This is a genomic window from Aeromicrobium sp. REDSEA-S32_B7, from assembly GCF_001626145.1.
Lineage (GTDB): Bacteria > Actinomycetota > Actinomycetes > Propionibacteriales > Nocardioidaceae > Aeromicrobium > Aeromicrobium erythreum.
This window is the reverse complement of record NZ_LUNF01000089.1, coordinates 1-20,874: the sequence shown is the minus strand read 5'-3', so window position 1 is coordinate 20,874 and position 20,874 is coordinate 1. Positions and strand designations below refer to the sequence as shown.

20 protein-coding genes and 1 pseudogene are annotated in these 20,874 nt (G+C 73.2%); 11 read left to right on the top strand and 10 right to left on the bottom strand.

Features of this window, described 5'->3' with window-relative positions; all coding sequences use genetic code 11:
- Window positions 1-33: 33 nt before the first annotated feature.
- Both cimA and A6Q79_RS06770 read left to right on the top strand, forming a co-directional pair.
- Window positions 34-1,611: a citramalate synthase gene (gene cimA / locus A6Q79_RS06775; RefSeq protein ID WP_144433711.1), complete on the top strand. Its 1,578-nt coding sequence runs from the start codon at window positions 34-36 to the stop codon at window positions 1,609-1,611.
- Complete coding sequence (locus A6Q79_RS06770) at window positions 1,608-2,369, top strand: hypothetical protein (RefSeq protein ID WP_286689282.1); 762 nt, start codon at window positions 1,608-1,610, stop codon at window positions 2,367-2,369. The genes cimA and A6Q79_RS06770 overlap by 4 nt, the downstream gene beginning before the upstream one ends.
- 39 nt (window positions 2,370-2,408) lie before the next feature.
- Here the strand turns inward: A6Q79_RS06770 and A6Q79_RS06765 are convergent, their stop codons facing one another.
- From A6Q79_RS06765 to A6Q79_RS06740, 6 genes are read right to left on the bottom strand one after another with little or no spacing between them, the layout of a single operon-like run.
- Window positions 2,409-2,852: a GNAT family N-acetyltransferase gene (locus tag A6Q79_RS06765; RefSeq protein ID WP_286689281.1), complete on the bottom strand. Its 444-nt coding sequence runs from the start codon at window positions 2,850-2,852 to the stop codon at window positions 2,409-2,411.
- Between the two features lie 10 nt (window positions 2,853-2,862).
- Window positions 2,863-3,780 (bottom strand): 3-methyladenine DNA glycosylase, encoded by a 918-nt coding sequence (locus A6Q79_RS06760; protein WP_286689280.1) that lies wholly within the window; start codon window positions 3,778-3,780, stop codon window positions 2,863-2,865.
- Window positions 3,777-4,166 (bottom strand): Fur family transcriptional regulator, encoded by a 390-nt coding sequence (locus tag A6Q79_RS06755; RefSeq protein WP_286689279.1) that lies wholly within the window; start codon window positions 4,164-4,166, stop codon window positions 3,777-3,779. Before A6Q79_RS06755 ends, A6Q79_RS06760 begins: the two co-directional genes overlap by 4 nt.
- 8 nt (window positions 4,167-4,174) lie before the next feature.
- The gene (locus A6Q79_RS06750; protein WP_236749843.1) at window positions 4,175-5,014 is read right to left on the bottom strand and encodes a metal ABC transporter permease; all 840 of its coding nucleotides are present in this window, start codon (window positions 5,012-5,014) and stop codon (window positions 4,175-4,177) included.
- Window positions 5,011-5,784, bottom strand: coding sequence for a metal ABC transporter ATP-binding protein (locus A6Q79_RS06745; protein WP_286689278.1), 774 nt, complete (start codon window positions 5,782-5,784; stop codon window positions 5,011-5,013). Before A6Q79_RS06745 ends, A6Q79_RS06750 begins: the two co-directional genes overlap by 4 nt.
- Window positions 5,781-6,812 carry a metal ABC transporter solute-binding protein, Zn/Mn family gene (locus A6Q79_RS06740; protein WP_286689277.1) on the bottom strand — a complete coding sequence of 344 codons (1,032 nt, stop codon included), beginning with the start codon at window positions 6,810-6,812 and terminating at the stop codon, window positions 5,781-5,783. Before A6Q79_RS06740 ends, A6Q79_RS06745 begins: the two co-directional genes overlap by 4 nt.
- A gap of 209 nt (window positions 6,813-7,021) precedes the next feature.
- On the opposite strand from A6Q79_RS06740, the gene A6Q79_RS06735 reads away from it, so the two are divergent.
- From A6Q79_RS06735 to dusB, 3 genes are all read left to right on the top strand, one after another.
- Entirely contained in the window at window positions 7,022-8,401 is a 1,380-nt protein-coding gene (locus A6Q79_RS06735; RefSeq protein WP_067856543.1) for a glycine--tRNA ligase, read from the top strand.
- A gap of 25 nt (window positions 8,402-8,426) precedes the next feature.
- Window positions 8,427-9,059 carry a hypothetical protein gene (locus A6Q79_RS06730; RefSeq protein WP_286690481.1) on the top strand — a complete coding sequence of 211 codons (633 nt, stop codon included), beginning with the start codon at window positions 8,427-8,429 and terminating at the stop codon, window positions 9,057-9,059.
- Between the two features lie 312 nt (window positions 9,060-9,371).
- Window positions 9,372-10,577, top strand: a complete 1,206-nt coding sequence (gene dusB / locus A6Q79_RS06725) for a tRNA dihydrouridine synthase DusB (RefSeq protein ID WP_317697267.1) — start codon at window positions 9,372-9,374, stop codon at window positions 10,575-10,577.
- On the opposite strand, the gene A6Q79_RS06720 is transcribed toward dusB, so the two are convergent.
- Window positions 10,518-11,933, bottom strand: coding sequence for a PH domain-containing protein (locus A6Q79_RS06720; RefSeq protein ID WP_317697264.1), 1,416 nt, complete (start codon window positions 11,931-11,933; stop codon window positions 10,518-10,520). The two genes, dusB and A6Q79_RS06720, sit on opposite strands and share 60 nt — an antisense overlap.
- Window positions 11,920-12,150: a PH domain-containing protein gene (locus A6Q79_RS06715; RefSeq protein ID WP_317697260.1), complete on the bottom strand. Its 231-nt coding sequence runs from the start codon at window positions 12,148-12,150 to the stop codon at window positions 11,920-11,922. Before A6Q79_RS06715 ends, A6Q79_RS06720 begins: the two co-directional genes overlap by 14 nt.
- A gap of 290 nt (window positions 12,151-12,440) precedes the next feature.
- Here A6Q79_RS06715 and A6Q79_RS06710 point away from each other — a divergent pair, with 290 nt between their 5' ends.
- From A6Q79_RS06710 to A6Q79_RS06695, 4 genes and pseudogenes are all read left to right on the top strand, one after another.
- A complete protein-coding gene (locus tag A6Q79_RS06710) occupies window positions 12,441-12,641 on the top strand; it encodes a hypothetical protein (protein WP_067856552.1) in 201 nt (66 codons plus the stop codon).
- A 65-nt stretch (window positions 12,642-12,706) separates the two neighbouring features.
- Entirely contained in the window at window positions 12,707-16,285 is a 3,579-nt protein-coding gene (smc, locus tag A6Q79_RS06705) for a chromosome segregation protein SMC (protein ID WP_286690479.1), read from the top strand.
- Window positions 16,282-16,731, top strand: a complete 450-nt coding sequence (locus A6Q79_RS06700) for a thioesterase family protein (RefSeq protein WP_286690478.1) — start codon at window positions 16,282-16,284, stop codon at window positions 16,729-16,731. The genes smc and A6Q79_RS06700 overlap by 4 nt, the downstream gene beginning before the upstream one ends.
- 40 nt (window positions 16,732-16,771) lie before the next feature.
- Window positions 16,772-17,287 (top strand): annotated as a pseudogene (locus A6Q79_RS06695) (DUF4241 domain-containing protein); the annotation flags it as partial.
- A gap of 14 nt (window positions 17,288-17,301) precedes the next feature.
- Here A6Q79_RS06695 and A6Q79_RS06690 read toward each other — a convergent pair.
- Window positions 17,302-18,282 carry a M56 family metallopeptidase gene (locus A6Q79_RS06690; protein ID WP_317697255.1) on the bottom strand — a complete coding sequence of 327 codons (981 nt, stop codon included), beginning with the start codon at window positions 18,280-18,282 and terminating at the stop codon, window positions 17,302-17,304.
- Window positions 18,279-18,665, bottom strand: a complete 387-nt coding sequence (locus A6Q79_RS06685) for a BlaI/MecI/CopY family transcriptional regulator (protein WP_067856566.1) — start codon at window positions 18,663-18,665, stop codon at window positions 18,279-18,281. The genes A6Q79_RS06690 and A6Q79_RS06685 overlap by 4 nt, the downstream gene beginning before the upstream one ends.
- A 114-nt stretch (window positions 18,666-18,779) precedes the next feature.
- On the opposite strand from A6Q79_RS06685, the gene A6Q79_RS06680 reads away from it, so the two are divergent.
- Both A6Q79_RS06680 and cydB read left to right on the top strand, forming a co-directional pair.
- Window positions 18,780-20,207: a cytochrome ubiquinol oxidase subunit I gene (locus A6Q79_RS06680; protein ID WP_286690475.1), complete on the top strand. Its 1,428-nt coding sequence runs from the start codon at window positions 18,780-18,782 to the stop codon at window positions 20,205-20,207.
- A gap of 31 nt (window positions 20,208-20,238) precedes the next feature.
- The coding region (cydB, locus tag A6Q79_RS06675; RefSeq protein ID WP_317697248.1) for a cytochrome d ubiquinol oxidase subunit II at window positions 20,239-20,874 on the top strand (636 nt) is incomplete at its 3' end.

Genomic DNA, 20,874 nt, shown 5'->3' with positions numbered 1-20,874 from the left:
ATCCTAGGCGGGCCGCTGCGTAGACTGGCGCGCGTGACCAGCGACGCCTTCCACGTCTACGACACCACGATGCGCGACGGTGCCCAGCAGGAGGGACTCAACCTCTCCGTGCAGGACAAGCTGCACGTGGCGCGCCACCTCGACGACCTCGGCGTCGGGTTCATCGAGGGCGGCTGGCCGGGATCGAACCCGAAGGACACCGAGTTCTTCGCACTCGCCGCCAAGGAGCTGGAGCTGCGGACCGCGACCCTGGCCGCCTTCGGCGCGACCCGTCGGGCCGGGCTGCGGGCCGCCGACGACCCGCTCGTCGCGGCGCTGCGCGAGTCCGGCGCGCCGGTGGTCACGCTCGTCGCGAAGAGCCACGACCGGCACGTCGAGCTGGCATTGCGCACCACGCTGGAGGAGAACCTGGCGATGGTGCGCGACACGGTCGAGCACCTCCGGGCCGAGGGGCAGCGCGTCTTCGTCGACTGCGAGCACTTCTTCGACGGCTACGTCGCGAACCGCGCGTACGCGCTGGAGGTCGTGCGGACCGCCGCCGAGGCCGGCGCCGACGTCGTCGTGCTGTGCGACACCAACGGCGGCATGCTGCCGCACCAGGTCGAGGAGGTCGTGGCCGACACGCTGTCCGTCGGGGCGCGGCTCGGCATCCACGCGCACAACGACACGGGCTGCGCCGTCGCGAACTCGATGGCCGCGGTGCGCGCCGGGGCCACGCACCTGCAGGGCTGCCTGAACGGCTACGGCGAGCGCACGGGCAACGCCGACCTCGTGACGTCCGTCGCCAACCTCGAGCTCAAGCTCGGCATGCAGGTGCTGCCGGAGGGGGCGCTGGCCGAGGCCACGCGCATTGCGCACGCCGTCTCGGAGATCACCAACTACCCACCCTCCGCGCGCCAGCCGTACACCGGCGTGTCGTCGTTCGCGCACAAGGCCGGCCTGCACGCCAGCGCGATCCGCGTCGACCCCGACCTGTACCAGCACATCGACCCTGCGCTCGTGGGCAACGACATGCGCCTGCTCGTCTCGGAGATGGCCGGTCGGGCCACCATCGAGCTGAAGGGTCGCGAGCTCGGCTACGACGTGGGCGACGACGCCGAGCGGCTCGGGCGCATCACCGAGCGCGTCAAGGCCATGGAGCAGCAGGGCTACACCTTCGAGGCGGCCGACGCGTCGTTCGAGCTGCTGCTCGCCGAGGAGATGGAGGGTGCCCGACCCTCGTACTTCGACGTCGAGTCGTGGCGCGTGCTGGCCGAGTCCTCGCGCGGCACGGAGGCCACCGTCAAGCTGCGCGCCGCCGGTCAGCGGCTCGCGGTCATCGGCGAGGGCAACGGCCCCGTCAACGCCCTCGACCACGCCCTCCGCCAGGCGATCGAGCAGCTGTACCCCGACGTGGCGCGGTTCCACCTCATCGACTTCCGGGTGCGCATCCTCGACCAGGGCCACGGCACCGACGCCGTCACGCGCGTGCTCATCGAGACCTCCGACGGCAAGGACGCGTGGGTCACGGTCGGGGTGGGCCCGAACATGATCGAGGCCTCGTGGGAGGCGCTCGTCGACGCGCTCACCTACGGGCTGCGGCGGCACGGGGTCCCGGTCGGCACCGCGTGACCCGACGTCGACTCCTCGCGCTGGTCCTCGCGCCCACCCTGCTCCTGGGCCTCGGGCTCGGTGCAGCGCTGGTCGTCGACGCCCGCGCGCGACAGGTCGACGTCGACCGTGCCGACGCCGTGGCGCTGCGCTACCAGGAACGTCTCTCGCACTACCGCGAGGTGGTCGTGCGTGAGCTCGAGGCCGCCGACGCGACGGACCCCGACGCCGTGGCCCGGGTGCTGGCACGGCACCGCGACGACGTGCCGACGCTCGGCGCGACGTCGCAGCGCGGCGCAGCGGCCTCCCCGGACTACGGCGCCGCCCGTCGTGAGCAGTCCGTCGTCACCGAGGCGATGGACCGCCTCGACGACGTCGTCGTCGACACCCGGGCCGCGCAGCGCTACCTGGTCGCCGCGCGTCGGGCGCTCGAGGTCGACCCGAACGCGCTCGCGCCCGGCACGTTCGTCACGAGCGGCGCGCCGCTGCGGGCCCAGCTGCTGCCACCCATGCGCACCACCCTGGCGAGCTTCGAGGCCGTCGAGGCACCCCGTGACGCCGCCCCGGTGCGCGACGCGGTGCGGCGCGCGCTCACCCACGTGATCACCGAGGCCGAGGCCTTGGCGGCGCGGCTCGACGCCGGTCAGAGCGGCAGCTTCCAGTACGCCGAGGAGTACGCGGCCGCGCGCACGGCGGTGACGCAGTACGAGGAGCGCACGCGCGCCGACCTACGCGAGGCGCTCGACAACGTGCTGGCCGGCGACGGCGTCGGGCGCTGATCCTGGTGCGCTGATGCTGTGTGCGGCCCGGGGCGGGCGTCAGGCGCGGGGGAGTCGCCGCATCGGCACGTGCTCGATGCCCGCCTCCCAGAAGTTCTCGCCGCACCGCTCGAAGCCGAAGCCGGCGTACCAGTCGTGCAGGTACGCCTGCGCGCCGAGCCGGACCTCGGCGTCGCCCCAGCGCTCCAGGACGGCCCGCAGGAGCCGGCTCGACAGCCCGCGGCCGCGCTGGTCCTGGCGCGTGGCCACCCGCCCGACCTTGCGCACGCCGGACTCGGTGGTGAAGGTGCGCAGATAGCTGGTCGGTCCGTCGGCGTCGGCGAACCACAGGTGGTGGCAGGTCGGAAGGAGGTCGATGCCGTCGACGTCGGGCTCGTCGCACTGCTGCTCGACGGCGAAGACGACGTCGCGGATCCGCCAGATGTCGTACACCTCGGCGGCGGTGAGCTCGTCGCCGGAGCGCACGTGCAGGTCGTCGTCCACGTCGGTCAATCTACTGGCCGTCTCGAGCGTCGGGCTGCTCGGGCGCGTGGGCGGCCGGGTGGGCGAGCAGACGGTCGACGTGCGCCAGCAGCGCACGCCGCAGCGGTTCCGCCCGGGCCGCGAGGTCGCGCTGGCGGCGCACGTACTCGGCCCGACCGTCGGCGACCTCGACCGGGATCGGGTCGAGGCCGTAGGAGCCGACGTCGTAGGGCGAGGCCTGCATGTCGACGGTGCGGATCTCCAGCGCCAGCTCGAACGCGTCGAGCACCACCGTCGACTCGACGAACGGCAGCAGCCGGAAGGCGATCCGGTAGAGGTCCATGTTGGCGTGCAGGCAGCCCGGCTGCTCGTGCGCGAGCTGGTGCTCCCGGCCGAGCTGCCAGGCGTTGCGCGGCTCGGCCGCCGGGGTGAAGAAGCGGAACGCGTCGACGTGCGTGCAGGTGAGCGGGTGGGCCTCGACGACGGCGTCGGTGCCGCTGCGGCCGAGCCGGAGCGGCAGGTCGTGGCGGGGCTGCTCGGAGCGGTAGACCATGGCCCACTCGTGCAGGCCGAAGCAGCCGTAGCGGGCCGGGCGGTCGAGCGTGGCGGTCAGCAGCGACCTGGTCCACCGCAGGCCGCGCACGCGGGAGGCGAGCCGCCTGGGGTCGACCGTGCTGACGCCGTCACGCGTCACGTAGGCGCCGAGGGCGGCGTGCTCCGGCGCGTCGGCGAGCCCGACGTCGAGGCCGGGGTGCCAGCGCTCGAGCTGGGCGGGGGAGAGGTTGTAGTACTCGAAGAGGAAGTCGACGACGGGGTGCGGCTCGTGCCGCTCGCGGCGGAGCAGGTGTGGCGCGGTCCAGGTGCGGGCACGCTCGCGGTGGGCTGCGGCGCGCGGCTCCCAGACGTCGCGGTCCAGCACCTGCCGCACGAGGGTCGGGGAGGTGCTCACGCGGCGCAGTCGGCGCAGGTGCCGAAGATCTCCAGCGTGTGCTCGACGTCGGTGAAGCCGTTCTCGGTCGCCACCTTCGTGGCCCACGACTCGACCGCCGGGCCCGCGACCTCGACGGCGCGCCCGCAGGAGCGGCAGACGAGATGGTGGTGGTGCTCGCCGGCCTCGCAGCGCCGGTACAGCACCTCGCCGTCGTTGCCGCGCAGCGCGTCGACCTGCTCGGCGTCGACGAGCGCCTGCAGGTTGCGGTAGACGGTCGACAGGCCGACCTTCTCGCCCCGCTGGCCCAGCACGCCATGGATCTGCTGGGCGCTGGCGAAGCCTTCGAGCTCGTCGAGCACCGCGCTCACGGCGCGCCGCTGTCGGGTGTTGCGGATGTCAACCATGGTCCTCCTCAGGAGGAGCGTACCGACCGTCGACGACGCAGGCCCACGGTGACACCACGCAGCAGCGTGGTCAGCACGAAGGTGCCCAGTGCGAGCATGACGATCGTGGGGCCTGGTGCCGTGTTGGCCTCGAAGCTGGTGACGACGCCGAGCACCGCGGTGAGCAGCCCGATGGCCATCGCCAGCAGGTGCGTGAGCCGGAAGCTGCGCGCGACCTGCTGTGCGGCCGCCACGGGCACGACCATGAGCGCGGACACCAGCAGCAGCCCGACGGTGCGCATCGCGACCGTGATGGTCGCGGCCGCCATGACGGCGATCAGCAGGCCGTACAGGCGTGTCGGCACGCCGCTGACCTTGGCGTGCTCCTCGTCCTGGCAGACGGCGAACAGCTGGGGCGAGAGCAGCAGGCACAGGCCGACGACGACGACGCCGAGCACGCTCACGACGACGACGTCGGTGTCGGTGACGGTCGTGATGGATCCGAAGAGGTAGCGGTTGAGGGTCGCGCCGCTCTCGCCGGCGAGGCCGATCAGCAGGACGCCCGCGGCGATGCCGCCGTAGAACAGCATCGCGAGCGCGACGTCGCCGCTGGTGCGCGTGTAGGTGCGCAGCACCTCGATGACGACCGCGCCGAGGACGGCGACGACGAGTGCGGTGAGCACCGGCGCCGTCCCCGTGAGCAGCCCCAGCGCGACGCCGGTCAGGGCGACGTGGCCGAGGCCGTCGCCCAGCAGCGCGAGACGGCGCTGGACCATGAACGTGCCGATCGCCGGTGCGGCGAGACCGGTGAAGAACGCGGCCACGAGGGCGAGCCGCATGAACTCGTAGTCGAGCAGGTCGAGGCTCACCAGACCCCCTCCTCGGGCAGGGGACGCACGCGGTCGGGGTCGGCCGTGTGCGGGTGGGCGTCGCCGTGGTGCTGCTGGTGGACGTCGGCGACGTGGTCGTCGACCGGGCCGTCGTGCACCACGCGACCCTGGTCGAGGACGACGGCGCGGTCCACGAGCGGGAGCATCGGGCCGAGCTCGTGCGCGACGAGCAGCACGGTCATGCCCTCGGTGGCGAGGTGGCTGAGCAGGTCGGCGAGGTCCTCGGTGTGGTGGGCGTCGACCCCGGCGGTGGGCTCGTCCATGACGAGCAGCTCGGGCTCGCCGGCGAGTGCCCGCGCGATGGCGACACGCTGCTGCTGGCCACCGGAGAGCTCGACGAGCGGCGACGACGCGCGGTGGGCGAGGCCGACGCTCTCCAGGGCGGTGACGACCGCCTCGCGGTCGGACCGGCGCGGCAGCCCCACGCGCGGGCGCAGCGACAGGCGACCGCTCGAGACGACCTCGCGCACCGTGGCGGGCACGCCGGTCGAGGCGGCCGACCGCTGCGGCACGTAGCCGACCCGTCGCCAGCTGCGGAACCGCGCGAGCGGCTCGCCGAAGAGCTCGACCGTGCCGGTCGAGGGCACGAGCCCGACGGCCGCGCGCACCATCGTCGACTTCCCGGATCCGTTCGAGCCGAGCAGGGTCACGAACTCGCCCCGCTCGACCGTGAGGTCGACGCCGCGCAGCACCGGGTCACCGCCCAGCGTGACCTCGACGTCACGCAGGACGAGTGGGGGGTGCGTCATGAGCAGCTGTTGGCCTTCTGGAGCTCGGCGAGGTTGGAGCGCATGATCGAGAGGTAGTCCTCGTCGGACGTGTCCTTCGTGAGTCCCTCGATCGGGTCGAGCGTAGCCGTCCGCACCCCGGCCTCGCGCGCCACCGTGCGGGCGACCGCGGGGCTGACGAGGGTCTCGGTGAAGACCGTCGTGATGCCGTCGCGCTTCACGAGGTCGGAGATCTCGGCGAGCTGGGCGGCCGACGGCTCGGTGCTGGGGTCGATGCCGGCGATGGGGATCTGCACGAGGTCGTAGGCGCGGGCGAGGTAGGCGAACGCGGCGTGGCTGGTGACGATGTCGCGGACCTTGCAGGTCTTGAGCCCGGCCCGGTACTCGCCGTCGAGCTTCTGGAGGTCGGCGACGAGGGCCGCGGCGTTCGCCTCGTACTCGTCGGCGTGGTCGGGGTCGAGCTTCACGAGGGCGTCGCGCACGTGCTCGGTCAGCGGCTCGAGGTTCGTCGGGGCGAGCCAGAGGTGCGGGTCGACGCCGCCGTGGTCGTGCCCGTGGTCGTGCCCGTGGTCGTGGCCCTCCTCCTCCGCGTGGCCCTCCTCGTCGGCGTGCTCCTCGTCGCCGTGCGCATGGTCGTCGTGGCCCTCCTCCTCGCCCTCGGCGTGCGCCTCCTCGGACTCCTCGATGCGGTCGACGCCGTCGGCGGCGTCGACCGTGGTGCCGGGCTCGCGGTCGGCCTCCTTGACGGCCTCGTCGACGGCGGTCTGGAACTCGTCCTGGTAGACCACGAGGTCGGCGTCCTGCACCGACGCGACCTGCTTCGGGCTGAGCTCGAGGTCGTGCGGCTCGCCGCCGGGCTTCGTCAGGTTCGTGACGTCGGCGTGGTCGCCGGCGATGCGCTCGGTCACGTACTGCAGCGGGTAGAACGACGTGACGACCGACAGCCTGCCGTCCGAGCCGCCGTCGGAGGAGCCGCCGCTGCCGCAGGCCGCGAGGACCAGGGCGCAGGAGGCGAGCAGGACGGCGGAGCGGGTGCGACGAAGAGCCATGAGAACGATTGTCAAGACGAGCGGGAACCGTTGTCAAATCCCTCGCCTGACGGACGCGTCACACCCGCGTCGCGCTGGCACCACCATGGGGGTCGCACCGCCGTCGGACGCCTCGCGCACGATCGATACGCTGGACGTCCATCGGGAGCGCACGGCCACGGACGTGCGCACGACCCGCCGACACCCAGCCGGAAACGGAGCGCCCCACCATGGCCACCAGCCTGATCGACACCGTCATCTCCCTGTGCAAGCGACGGGGGTTCGTCTACCAGTGCGGCGAGATCTACGGCGGCACGCGCTCGGCCTGGGACTACGGCCCGCTCGGCGTCGAGCTGAAGGAGAACATCAAGCGTCAGTGGTGGCGCTCGATGGTGCAGAGCCGCGACGACGTCGTCGGGCTCGACTCCTCGGTGATCCTGCCGCGCCCCGTCTGGGAGGCCTCCGGCCACGTCGACGTCTTCACCGACCCCCTCGTGGAGTCGACCAAGACCCACAAGCGCTACCGCGCCGACCACCTGTGGGAGGCGTTCGAGGCCAAGCACGGCCGTGAGCCCGAGAGCTGGGACGAGGTCCCCGACCCCGACACCGGCGAGCGCGGCCACTGGACCGAGCCCCGCGCCTTCTCCGGGCTCATGAAGACCTACCTGGGTCCGGTCGACAGCGAGGAGGGCCTGCACTACCTCCGTCCGGAGACCGCGCAGGGCATCTTCGTGAACTTCGCGCAGGTGCTGACGACGTCGCGCAAGAAGCCGCCGTTCGGCATCGCGCAGATCGGCAAGAGCTTCCGCAACGAGATCACGCCGGGCAACTTCATCTTCCGCACGCGCGAGTTCGAGCAGATGGAGATGGAGTTCTTCGTCCCGCCGGGCACCGACGAGCAGTGGCACGAGGAGTGGCTGGCCACGCGGATGGCCTGGTACACCGACCTCGGCGTCGCCCCCGAGAACCTGCGCTTCTACGAGCACGCGCAGGAGAAGCTGTCGCACTACTCCAAGCGCACGGTCGACATCGAGTACCGCTTCCAGTTCCAGGGCTCGGAGTGGGGCGAGCTCGAGGGCATCGCCAACCGCACCGACTACGACCTCAGCACCCACGCGAAGCACTCGGGCAAGGATCTGTCCTACTTCGACCAGGCCACGGGCGAGCGGTACACGCCGTACGTCATCGAGCCCGCGGCCGGCGTCAACCGCTCGATGATGGCCTTCCTCGTGGACGCCTACGCCGAGGACGAGGCGCCCAACACCAAGGGCGGGGTCGACAAGCGCACCGTGCTGCGGCTCGACCCGCGGCTCGCGCCGGCCAAGGCGGCCGTGCTGCCGCTGTCGCGCAACGAGCAGCTGTCGCCGACGGCCAAGGGCCTGGCGCAGGAGCTGCGCGGCTTCTGGAACGTGGAGTTCGACGACGCCGCCGCGATCGGCAAGCGGTACCGCCGCCAGGACGAGATCGGCACGCCGTTCTGCATCACGGTCGACTTCGACACCCTCGACGACCAGGCCGTCACGATCCGCGACCGCGACACCATGCAGCAGGAGCGGGTCGGCCTGACGCAGGTGCGCGAGTGGCTCGCGGCGCGTCTGCCCGGCTGCTGAACCGCCCTCGGGACACAATCGGGGCGTGAGCCTGCGCCCGGCACCCCGTTCCCGTCGCACGTCCCTCCGGGACGTCGCGCGGGTCCCGGTGCTGGCCGCACTGGCCGTCGGGCTGGTCGTGTCCGGGTGCTCGCGCTCCGACGGCGAGGCGCAGGCCGAGCCGGCACCGTCGCCGTCGGGCTTCGACGTCCCGGACGGCGTCACGCTGACCGACCCGGGCAGCAGGCTCGACGTCGGCGACGAGGGCACGGTCGTCATCGACCTCGGCGACGGTGCGGCGAGCGCCGTGACCGTCACGGTCGAGAAGGTGCGGCGCGGCTCGATCAAGGACTTCCGGTTCTTCACGCTCGACGAGCGGAGCCGCGACGCGACGCCGTACTACGTCGATGCGACGGTGCGCAACGACGGTCCCGCCGGCCTGGGCGGGTCGTCGCTGCCCCTGCTGGCGCACGCGGACGACGACGTCGTCTACCCGGCGAGCGAGCTGGTGGGGCGGTTCCGGCCGTGCCCGTCGTCGGCGCTGCCGAAGCGCTTCCTCGCCGGCGCCAGCGCCGACCTCTGCTTCATCTACCTGCTGCCACGGGGGACCTCGCTGCGCTCGGTCGACCTCCAGCCGGGCGATGCCGCGTCGGCTGTCCGGTGGCGCCCGAAGGACTGACCGGCACCCTGACGAGGGACCCGACGCGATGTTCTTTCTCGATCCTCAATGTTCTTTCTGCGCCGAGGTTCCGTCGCACCGTCCGGTCGGGCGAGGATGGACGCGGCCCCGTGCTGTGCGGGGCAGCCTCTCCACGGCGCCACGGCCGAGGCGGCGCCGGACGTCTCTCCCATGCGTCCGGCCGGACGTCGCCCGGCTAGGCCGGACCGAGCCTCTCCCGCTCGGGTCGTGCCGGTCGTGGGGAGCGCACCAGGGCCGGCGTCCGACGACGGTCGGCGCCGGCCCTGCGTGCGTCTGGGACACTGGTGGGCGATGACCACCACCACGACCGCGACGACGATCGTCACGGAGCCAGGCACGCAGGGCTCGAGCGACGTCTTCCTCCCGCGCCCGCTGCGTCTCGGCGACCTCGAGGTCGAGGTGCCGGTCGTGCTCGCCCCGATGGCCGGTGTCACCAACGTCGCCTTCCGTCGTCTGTGCGCGGAGCAGGGCGCCGGGTTGTACGTCTGCGAGATGATCACGTCGCGCGGTCTGGTCGAGGGCGACGCGACGAGCCTGTCGATGCTGACCTTCGCCGACAACGAGTCGGTGCGCTCGGTGCAGCTGTACGGCGTCGACCCCGACGTGATGGGCCGCGCGGTCGAGGTGCTCTGCGCCGACCACGGCGTCGAGCACGTCGACCTCAACTTCGGCTGCCCGGTGCCGAAGATCACCCGCAAGGGCGGGGGCGCGGCGCTGCCGTGGAAGGCCAACCTGCTCGGTCGCATCCTGGAGTCGACGGTCGCCGCCGCGCAGCCGTACGGGGTCCCGGTGACCATGAAGACCCGCCTCGGCATCGACGAGGACCACCTGACCTACCTCGACGCGGGGCACATCGCCGAGGACGCCGGCTGCGCCGCGATCGCCCTGCACGCGCGCACCGCCGCCCAGCACTACTCCGGCCACGCGCGCTGGGAGACCATCGGCGAGCTGAAGGCCGCCGTCTCGATCCCGGTCCTCGGCAACGGCGACGTGTGGGAGGCCGGCGACGCCGTCCGCATGATGCAGAGCACCGGCTGCGACGGCGTCGTGGTCGGCCGAGGCTGCCTGGGTCGCCCGTGGCTCTTCCGCGACCTCGCCGCGGCGCTCGGCCCGTCGCCCGACGCGTCGGGGCCCGTGCTGCCGACCCTCGGCGAGGTCACCTCCGTGATGCGACGCCACGCCGAGCTGCTGGGCGACTGGCTGGGCGAGGAGCGCGGCTGCGTGGAGTTCCGCAAGCACGTCGCCTGGTACCTCAAGGGCTTCCCCGCAGGGTCGCGGGTGCGCAGCGAGCTCGGGGGCGTCTCCTCCTACGCCGCGCTCGACGCGCTGCTGGCCGACCTCGACCCCGACGGGCCGTACCCCGTGGCCGAGCTGGGCACACCGCGCGGCCGCCAGGGCAGCCCGCGCACGGTGGCCCTCCCTGACGGCTGGCTCAGCTCACGGGACCTCGTCGGCACCGTCGACGCCGGCGCCGAGGACGCGTCCAGCGGAGGCTGACCCCACGGTCGCCGTCTGCGCACGCTCGTCCCGCGCCACGTCGACGGCGCGCAGCACGACGCCGCGCGCCTGTGCCGCATCGACGTGGTGCACGTCGACGTCGACCGGTCCGTCGGGCGTGTGCAGCTCGACCGTGGCGAGGTCGCGCAGTCGCTGGAGCGGTCCCTGCCGCAGCGCGAACGACTGCACCTTCGCGTGCGGCGCGTGACTGGTGCGTCGGTGCAGCCACCCCGTGGTCGAGCTGGCGCGACGCCGGCCGAGGGACAACGAGCGGAACCGCCAGCCGACCGGTGCGAACGGCCAGGAGCGTCGGCTCGCGCGCACGGTGACGACCTCGTCGTCCGGGCCGGCGTCCTGCACGAGCTCGGCCACGAGGGCTGCGGCGAGCGCGCGGTCGGCGATCGGCAGCAGCGTCGTGTCGAGGTCGCCGTCGTCGGAGCCCGCCCGTCCGGCCACGTCGACCTCGAGCCGGCACCACCCCAGTCGGCGCCAGAGGACGGGCTCCACGACGGCCACGCCCTGGACCCGGGCGTACGGGATGGTCTGGGCCGTCAGCGAGAGCAGACCGCGCTCGATCCGCAGCCCGTGCGGCGTGCGCCAGAGGACGAAGCCCCACTCGGCGACCACGCGCCGTGCGACGACCTGTGCCGCCCAGGACAGCGCCGGCAGCACGCCACCGAGGACGACGAGCGGTGCGCCGAAGCCGAGCGCGGCGAGCAGGATCGCGACGAGCGCGGCCACCGCCGCCAGCAGGTCGAGGCTGAGCAGCGCGCCCAGCAGGGTGCGTTCCGGCGGCACGCGCGTGATGAGCTCACCACCGTCGTGGTCGGGCAGGGCGTCGTCGGGTCCGTCGCCCTGCGCGCCGTGCGCCCGCCGCAGCAGCAGACGACGCACGTCGCGCGCCTCGGCGAGCGGCAGGAGGCGCACGACGAGGCGCGACTCGTCGCCGCCGGCGAGGTCGACCCGCACCTCGGCGAGTCCGACCACCCGCGCGAGCAGCGGCTCCGCGACGTCGACGGACTGGATCCGCTCGAACGCGGCCCGGCGCGAGCGCCGCGTGAGGACGCCGCTGTCGATGCGCAGCTCCTCGTCGTCGACGACGAAGCGAGTGAACCACCACGACACGAGTCCGGCGAGCTCGCCGACCACGAGCCCGCCCCCGACGACGGCCAGCACCGCGACCCACCAGGGCACACCCTCCCAGCGGTCGCCCTGGAGGAACGAGGCGCCGAGGCCGACGACGGCCGCGCCCGCCCACAGCCCGCCCTGGACCACACCGGTCAGCGGATGCGTGCGGCGCCCGACCCGCAGCTCGGCCGCGGCGGCGGGGGCTCCGCCCGGCTCAGACCCCGGCATCGTGCGCCCGCCCGAGGTCGGTGAGCCGGTCGCGCAGGCGTCGGGCCTCGTCGGCGGGGACGCCCGGCACCTGGGCGGCGGTCTCGGTGCTCGCGGTGTGCAGGGTCACGCGGGTGATGCCGAGGCGGCGCTCGACGGGACCGGCCTCGACGTCGACGAACTGCACGCGTCCGTAGGGCACCACGACGAGCCGGCGGAACATGACCCCCGACGTCACGAGCAGGTCGTCCTGCGACTCCGCCCAGCCCCACGACCGGCGGTTCCGCTCGGTGCGGCGAGCACGAGGCGACGTCGCGTGGCGAGGGCGGGGGAGACCGGCGTCCAGGGCTCGGAGACCGGTCGGAAGAGGGACGCGTCCACGTCCGGCAGCCTAGGCCGTCGCCCGTCCTGGCGTGTTTGACCCGGGTCGGGGGACGGTGGGACACTCTGAGACGCAGCCGCCGCTGTACAACCGTCCCGCCGCCCGGCACCCGCGCCGGAGCCGCGATCTCCTGCGGAGGAACACCCATGGCCAAGGCCCTCGTCGGATTCGTCGGTGGACCCACCGTCGACCAGCTGCACGAGACCGCCCGACTCCGACGTCGGGTCGCTGACCTCGAGGCCGAGGTGCTGCGCCTCAACGTCGAGAACGACGGTCTGCTGCGCACCCTCGCCGAGCGTGTCGACGAGGTCACCGCCGGCGACCTGCTCGAGCCGCTCTCGCACTGAGTCCCCGGGAGGGGACGCCGCCGCGCGTCGGCGGTCGTGCCGCGCCGACGCACTAGGGTGATCGCGTGTACCTGAAGAGCCTCACGCTGCGCGGCTTCAAGTCGTTCGCGTCCAGCACCACGCTCGAGCTGGAGCCCGGCATCACGTGCGTCGTCGGGCCGAACGGCTCCGGCAAGTCCAACGTCGTCGACGCCCTCGCCTGGGTCATGGGCGAGCAGGGCGCGAAGTCGCTGCGCGGCGGCAAGATGGAGGACGTCATCTTCGCGGGCACGTCGGGACGCCCGCCGCTGGGTCGGGCCGAGGTCGTCCTGACCATCGACAACACCGACGGCGCCCTGCCCATCGAGTACAGCGAGGTCACGATCTCGCGCACGATGTTCCGCAACGGCGGCTCGGAGTACGCGATCAACGGCACCAGCTGCCGTCTGCTCGACGTGCAGGAGCTGCTGAGCGACTCCGGCATCGGCCGCGAGATGCACGTGATCGTGGGCCAGGGCCAGCTCGACTCCGTGCTGCGCGCGACGCCCGAGGACCGGCGCGGCTTCGTCGAGGAGGCGGCCGGCGTCCTCAAGCACCGCAAGCGCAAGGAGAAGGCGCTGCGCAAGCTCGACGCGACGCAGGGCAACCTCACGCGGCTGCAGGACGTGCTGACCGAGCTGCGCCGTCAGCTCAAGCCGCTCGGCCGCCAGGCCGAGGTGGCCCGCCGCGCGGTCACCATCCAGGCCGACGTGCGCGACGCCCGCGCCCGGCTGCTCGCCGACGACATCGTCACGGCCCGCACGACGATCGCCGAGGAGATGGCCGACGAGGCGGCGCTGAAGGAGCGCCGGGCCGCCGTCGAGCACGCCGTGGCCGCCGCGCGCCAGCAGGAGACCGAGCTCGAGGACCGGCTGCGCGAGGACTCGCCGGCACTGTCGGCCGCCCAGGAGACCTGGTACGCGCTGTCGGGCCTGCGGGAGCGGCTGCGCGGCACCTCCGGCCTCGCCACCGAGCGGGTGCGGCTGGCGGCCGTGGAGTCCGACGACCGGCCGACCGGCCGCGACCCCGAGGAGCTGGAGGCCGAGGCGCGTCGCGTCGAGGAGCAGCACCGCGCCATGACGACCTCGGTGGAGGAGGCGCGCGCCGCCCTCGAGGCGGTCGTCGCGGAGCGCACCGAGGCCGAGGCCACCTACGGCGAGGAGGAGCGTCGCGTCGCCGGTCTGCTGCGTGCGGCTGCCGACCGTCGGGAGGGGCTGGCGCGCCTGCGTGGCCAGGTCAACGCGCTCAAGAGCCGCGCCGAGGCCGCCGACGCCGAGGTCGAGCGGCTCGGTGCCGCCCGCGACGAGGCGCTGCGCCGTGCCGACGAGGCGCAGAAGGCGTTCGCGGCCCGCGAGGGCGAGATCGCCGGCCTGAGCCAGGGAGAGTCCGGGCTCGACGAGGAGCTGGAGGCCGCCGAGGCGGTGCTGGCCGACGTCGAGGGCCGCGCCCGGGAGCTGCAGGTCGCCGAGCAGGACGCGTCCCGCCGGCAGGCGGCGCTCGCGGCGCGTGTCGAGGCGCTGGAGACGGGCCTCGCACGCAAGGACGGCGCCGGCGCGCTGCTCGCCGCGTCCGACGAGATCAGCGGCCTGCTGGGATCCGTCGCGGCCCTGCTCACCGTGCGTCCCGGCTTCGAGGCGGCCATCGCCTCGGCCCTCGGGTCCGCCGCCGACGCGGTGGCCGTCGACCACGTCGACACCGCCGTCACCGCGATGGAGCTGCTGAAGTCCGAGGACCTCGGCCGCGCCGGTCTGCTGCTCGGCGGCGAGGCCGACGTCGACGACCGCGACTGGCCCGGTCTGCCCGAGGGCGCGACCTACGCGGTCGACGTGGTCGAGCCGCCCGCCACGCTCGTCGCGGCGCTGCGCCGGCTGCTCTTCAAGGTGGCCGTGGTCGACGACCTCGCCGCGGCACGTGCCCTGGTCGCCCAGGCGTCCGACGTGACCGCCGTGACCCGCGAGGGCGACGTGCTGGGGGCTCACTTCGCCTCGGGCGGGTCGAGCTCGCAGCAGAGCCTGCTCGAGGTGCAGGCGGCGATCGACCAGGCCCGTGAGGAGCTCGAGGCGGCCGAGCGCGCGCTCGAGACGCTGCGCTTCGACGGCCAGCGCGTGGCGCAGGAGCGGATCGCGGCACAGGAGCGGGTCGACGCGGCGCTGGAGCGTCTGCACGAGTCCGACGCCGAGATGTCGGCGGTCGCGGAGTCGCTCGGCCAGCTCGGGTCCACGGCCCGCGCGGCGAAGGGCGAGGCGGAGCGGCTCACGGCCGCGATCGCCGCCGCCCAGGAGGCCCACGAGCGCGACCTCGGCGGCCTGGCCGACCTGGAGGTGCGGCTGGCGCAGGCCGAGGAGGCACCCGACGAGGAGCCCGACACGTCGGCGCTCGAGACGCTGGCCGAGCGGGCGTCGACGGCCCGCCGGGCCGAGACCGACGCGCGGCTCGCCCTGCGCACCAACGAGGAGCGGGCCCGGGCGCTCGAGGGCCAGGCGACCGCGCTCGTGGCCTCGGCCGCGGCGGAGCGCGAGGCACGCATCCAGGCCCGGCTGCGCCGGGAGCAGCAGCTGCGCGAGGCCGAGACGGCGCGGGCGGTGCTCGCGGTCGGCGACGTCGCGCTGGCCCGGCTCGAGACGACGCTCGCGGAGGCAGCGGCGCTGCGCTCGAGGATCGAGCAGTCGCGCACGGGTCGCGAGAGCGAGCTCCGCGACGTCCGCGCCCGGCTGCGCAGCCTGTCCGAGGAGCTGCAGGGACTCACGACGTCGGTGCACCGCGACGAGATGGCGCGGGCCGAGCAGCGGCTGCGGCTCGAGGCGCTGGAGGCGCGCGCCCTCGAGGAGCTCGGCATCGAGGTCGAGGCGCTCGTCGCGGAGTACGGTCCGGACCAGCCCGTGCCCCCGACCTCCGAGGAGGTGCAGGGCGAGTCCAGCGACGACACCGCAGAGACCGACGAGGCGCTGCAGGGCCGGCCGTACGACCGGACCGAGCAGACGAAGCGGCTGCGGGCCGCGGAGCGGGCCATGGCCATGCTCGGCAAGGTCAACCCGCTCGCGCTGGAGGAGTTCTCGGCACTCGAGGAGCGCCACCAGTTCCTGTCCGAGCAGCTCGACGACCTCAAGCGGACCCGGCAGGACCTGCTCGACATCGTCGCCGACGTCGACGAGCGCGTGCAGCAGGTGTTCAGCGAGGCCTGGGTCGACGTGTCGGCGGCGTTCGAGGACGTGTTCTCGCGCCTGTTCCCGGGCGGCGAGGGTCGTCTCCTGCTCACCGACCCCGACGACATGCTGACCACCGGCATCGACGTCGAGGCACGGCCGCCAGGCAAGAAGGTCAAGCGGCTGTCGCTGCTGTCCGGCGGTGAGCGCTCGCTCGTCGCCGTCGCGTTCCTGGTGGCCCTGTTCAAGGCCCGCCCGAGCCCGTTCTACATCCTCGACGAGGTCGAGGCCGCGCTCGACGACACCAACCTGGGCCGCCTGCTCGAGATCTACGAGGAGCTGCGCGCCAACTCCCAGCTCATCGTCATCACCCACCAGAAGCGGACGATGGAGGTCGGCGACGCGCTCTACGGCGTCTCGATGCGGGGCGACGGTGTCACCACCGTCATCAGCCAGCGGCTGCGCGAGGAGGAGACCGCGTGAGCGGGCCGGAGCGGACCGAGCCCCGACGCGCCGACTTCCCGGTGCTGCGCCGCATCACGACGCGGTGGGCGGACGAGGACGTCTACGGGCACGTCAACAACGTCGTCTACTACTCCTACTTCGACACCGCGGTGAACGGCTACCTCATCGAGCGGGCCCACGAGCTGGACGGCGTCGACCCCCGCACGCTCGACGCCTACGGCGTCGTCGCGGAGACCGGCTGCCGCTTCCTGCGCGAGCTGCGCTTCCCCGCCGACGTCGAGGCCGGCCTGCGCGTGACGCGGCTCGGCACGTCGAGCGTCGTGTACGAGATCGGCCTGTTCCAGGGCGAGTCCGACGAGCCGGCAGCGGTCGGGCGGTTCGTGCACGTGTACGTCTCGGGCGCCGACCGCACGGTCACCCCGGTGCCCGACGTCGTGCGCGCCGCGCTGGCCCCGCTCACCTGAGCGTGGCGGGGCGCCCCCGGCGCCTGGCAGGCTGGACGCCATGGACCTGCAGCACTTCCACGCCCTGCGCACCGGCGTCGTCGAGACCGACGACGGCCCTCGGACCCTGACCGTGGAGCGGCTCGGGGTGCTGCGGCTCCCGAGCGGGCGGCTCGAGGTGAGCGACTCCCTCGTGAACCTGGGGGAGGGCGTGCTGGTCGACGTGCCCGGGGGCGACCACCCCGTGGCGATGACCCTGGCCGACGTCTCCGACGCGCAGGACGGCTCGCACGTGCGGGTGGCGTACCTGTCGCTCGTGCTGGCCGAGGGCGAGCCCGCCGTCGTGGAGCGGGCCGCCGCGCGCGACGTCCCCGTCGACGCGGGCGTGGTGGGGTTCGCCGACGCCGAGAGCGTCGAGCGCGGCATGCCGGAGGACCGCTCGACCTGGTACGACGAGGTCTTCGACGGCTGGATCGAGCTGCTGCACTACCCCGACGACGGCGTCCACCGCCACGGCATCGACGTCCGGCTTCCCCGGGCGACGGCGGGGGAGAACGTCGTGCTGTCGACCGCGGGCTGGGGCGACGGCGTCTACCGCGTCTGGCGGACCCTGGCCGCCGACGGCTCGCTCCTGGGCGTGCACGTCGACCTCGACGTCGTCGACGTGCAGGACGACGAGCCCGCGCCGCCGGCGGCGTCTGCCGAGGAGCCGGAGCCGGCCACCGGCGGCTTCCTGCGTCGGCTGTTTCGGCGCTGAGCGCAGCTCAGCGCGTGAGCAGCACCTCGACGGCGTGGTAGAGCCACGGCACCGCCACGAAGACCGTCGGCACGCACCAGCGCGTCGCTGCCCGCCCCGAGCGCGCCGGCCGGCGTGGAGCCACCGGCGAGCGCGACGATCGCCCGCGCGAGCGGACGGTCGCCCGTGACCCGGCGTGCGGCGTCGTCGGCCATGAGCTCGACCATCACCTGGCTCTGGCGCAACGGGGCATCGGTGCGCAGGACGCGGGGGAAGGCGCGGTGCAGGACGCCGAAGGCCTCGAGCACGAGGTCGTGCCGCGTGCGCACGTGCGAGCGCTCGTGCTCGAGCACCGCCCGCAGCGCCTCGTCGTCGAGCGAGGCCACGGCGCCGCTGGAGATGACGACGCGCGGGTCGCGCAGCCGAGGGATGCAGTAGGCGACCGGCGTCTGCTCGGCCAGCACGCGCACGGCGGGCAGGGCGCCGTGCGGCTCGCCCAGCAGGTCGACGAGCTCGCGGTGCCGCGCACGGCGCTGCGAGGTCTCCCGCCACACCTGCCAGGCGGCCCACCAGAAGCGCGCCCAGACGAGGACGCCGATCCCCATGATCAGGACGTGCAGCACCACCCGCCACGGCGCGGGGTCGGGGTCGGTCACGAGCCAGAGCGCGGTGGACAGCGCGGCGCCGGAGATGGCGAGGACGGCCGCGAGCGCGAGCGACTGCCAGAGCACGATGCCGGCGGCGGGGGCGAGCCGGGGCCACGCCGCGCGCGAGAGCAGCGCGGGGACCGGGAGGGCCAGCGCGAGGCCGATCGCGCCGAGCAGCAGGGGCGTCATGGCGTGCCCGGTGCCTCGATCTCCTCCAGCGCCGCGCGCAGGGCCGCGGCCTCGGCCGGGTCGACCGTGCGCGCGAAGTGCACGAGCGCGGCGGTGCGGTCGCCCGAGCTGTCGAGCGTGGCGTTCAGGAGCTCGGCTGTGGCGGCCTCGCGGGAGAGCGCCGCGGTGTACCGGAACGCCCGCCCGTCGCGCTCGCGGCTCACCATCTCCTTGGCGCCGAGCCGGTCGAGCACCGTCATGACGGTCGTGTAGGCGAGGTCGGCGGACCCGCCGGCCTCGAGCTGCTCCTGCACCTCGCGGACGGTCAAGGCGCTGGTGGCACGCCAGAGGACGTCCATGACGGAGCGCTCGAGGGAGCCGAGGGAGCGGGAGGACGGGGGCATGTGACCTAATCTACTACGCGATGTAGGAGTTTGGCTTGCCGGGACGACGCCGCGAGTCCTACGCTCGGTAGTAGTTACTACGAGACGTAGTAGTTCACGCAGCGGAGGCGTCGCATGGAAGCGCTCGACATCGCCCGGTGGCAGTTCGGCATCACGACCGTCTACCACTTCTTCTTCGTCCCGGTCACGATCGGGCTGGTCTTCCTCGTCGCCATGCTGCAGACCGCGTGGCACCGCACGGGGAACGAGAAGTACCTCCGGCTCACGCGCTTCTACGGCAAGCTCTTCCTGATCAACTTCGCGCTCGGCATCGCGACGGGCATCGTCCAGGAGTTCCAGTTCGGCATGAACTGGAGCGACTACTCGCGGTTCGTCGGCGACGTCTTCGGGGCGCCGCTGGCCATCGAGGGCCTGCTGGCGTTCTTCCTGGAGTCGACCTTCCTCGGTCTCTGGATCTTCGGCTGGGACCGGCTCAAGCCGGCCGTCCACCTGGCGTGCATCTGGCTCGCGGCGATCGGCACCGTGCTCTCGGCCTACTTCATCCTGGCCGCCAACTCGTTCATGCAGAACCCGGTGGGCTACCGCATGGACGAGGAGTCCGGCCGGGCCGAGCTCACGGACTTCTGGGCGGTCATGACCAACAAGGTCGTGCTCGTCACCTTCCCGCACACGATCTTCGCGTGCTTCATGGTCGGCGGTGCCGTGGTCGCCGGCGTCGGGCTCTGGCAGATGCTGCGCGGTCCACGTCGCGAGGACGAGGAGGAGCGCGAGGCCTTCCGGACCGCCGTGCGCCTCGGCGCCGTCGTGCTGCTCGTCGCCGGCGCCGGCACGATGGTCTCCGGCGACTTCCAGGGCAAGGTCATGACCGAGGTGCAGCCGATGAAGATGGCGGCGGCCGAGGGGCTGTACGAGGACGAGGCCCCCGCGTCGTTCTCCCTGCTGACCGTCGGCACCCTCGACGGCAGCGAGCCGCTGTTCGAGGTCAAGATCCCGCGGCTCCTGTCGTTCCTGGGCACCGGCACCTGGGACGGCGAGGTCCGCGGCATCGACTCCCTCCAGGAGGAGTACGAGCAGCGGTTCGGACCCGGCGACTACGCGCCGAACATCCCGGTGACCTACTGGACGTTCCGCGCGATGATCACCGCGGGTGGACTCGCCATGGTCGGTGGCGCGTGGCTGCTCTGGGCGACCCGACGCCGGCGCCTGCCGTCGCTCGCGACGTGGGAGGGTCGCTGGCTGCTGCGCACCGCCGTCGCCCTGCCGTTCCTCCCGCTCGCGGCGAGCTCGTTCGGGTGGATCTTCACCGAGATGGGCCGCCAGCCCTGGGTCGTGTTCGGGCTCATGGAGACCTCGGCCGGGGTGTCGCCGGGTGTCAGCGCGGGGGAGGCCCTGACGACGCTCGTCGGCTTCACCGCGCTGTACGCGGCGCTCGCCGTCGTCGAGTTCCGCCTCCTGCTCACCTACATCCGCAAGGGCCTGCCCGACGCCGACCCGCCCCAGCTCGTCGACGACCCGGACGCGCCGCTCGCGTTCGCCTACTGACCCGCCCCACCCCCTGCACCAGGAGACCGTCATGGAGCTCACCACCGTCTGGTTCGTGCTCATCGCCGTGCTGTGGATCGGCTACCTCGTGCTCGAGGGGTTCGACTTCGGCGTCGGCATGCTCACCGCCGTGCTGGCCCGCGACGAGAAGGAGCGCCGCGTGCTGCTGAACACCATCGGCCCGGTGTGGGACGGCAACGAGGTGTGGCTCATCGTCGCCGGCGGGGCCACGTTCGCGGCGTTCCCGGAGTGGTACGCCACGTTGTTCAGCGGCTTCTACCTGCCGCTCTTCGTCATCCTCGTCGCCCTCATCCTGCGCATCGTCGCGCTGGAGTACCGCAGCAAGCGTCCCGCGATGGTCTGGAAGCGTCGCTGCGACGTCGGCATCCTCATCGGGTCGGTGGTGCCCGCGGTGCTGTGGGGCGTGGCGCTGGCCAACCTGGTGCGCGGCGTGCCGATCGACGCCGACAAGGAGTTCGTCGGCTCCGTCGTCGACCTGCTGAACCCGTACGCGCTGCTCGGCGGTCTCGTCACCCTCACCGTGTTCCTCGTGCACGGCGCCGTCTTCGTCGGCCTGAAGACGGTCGGCGACATCCGCGAGCGGGCGCGCGTCCTGGCACTGCGGGTGGGGGTCGTCGCGGCGGTGCTCGCCACGGTGTTCGTCGGG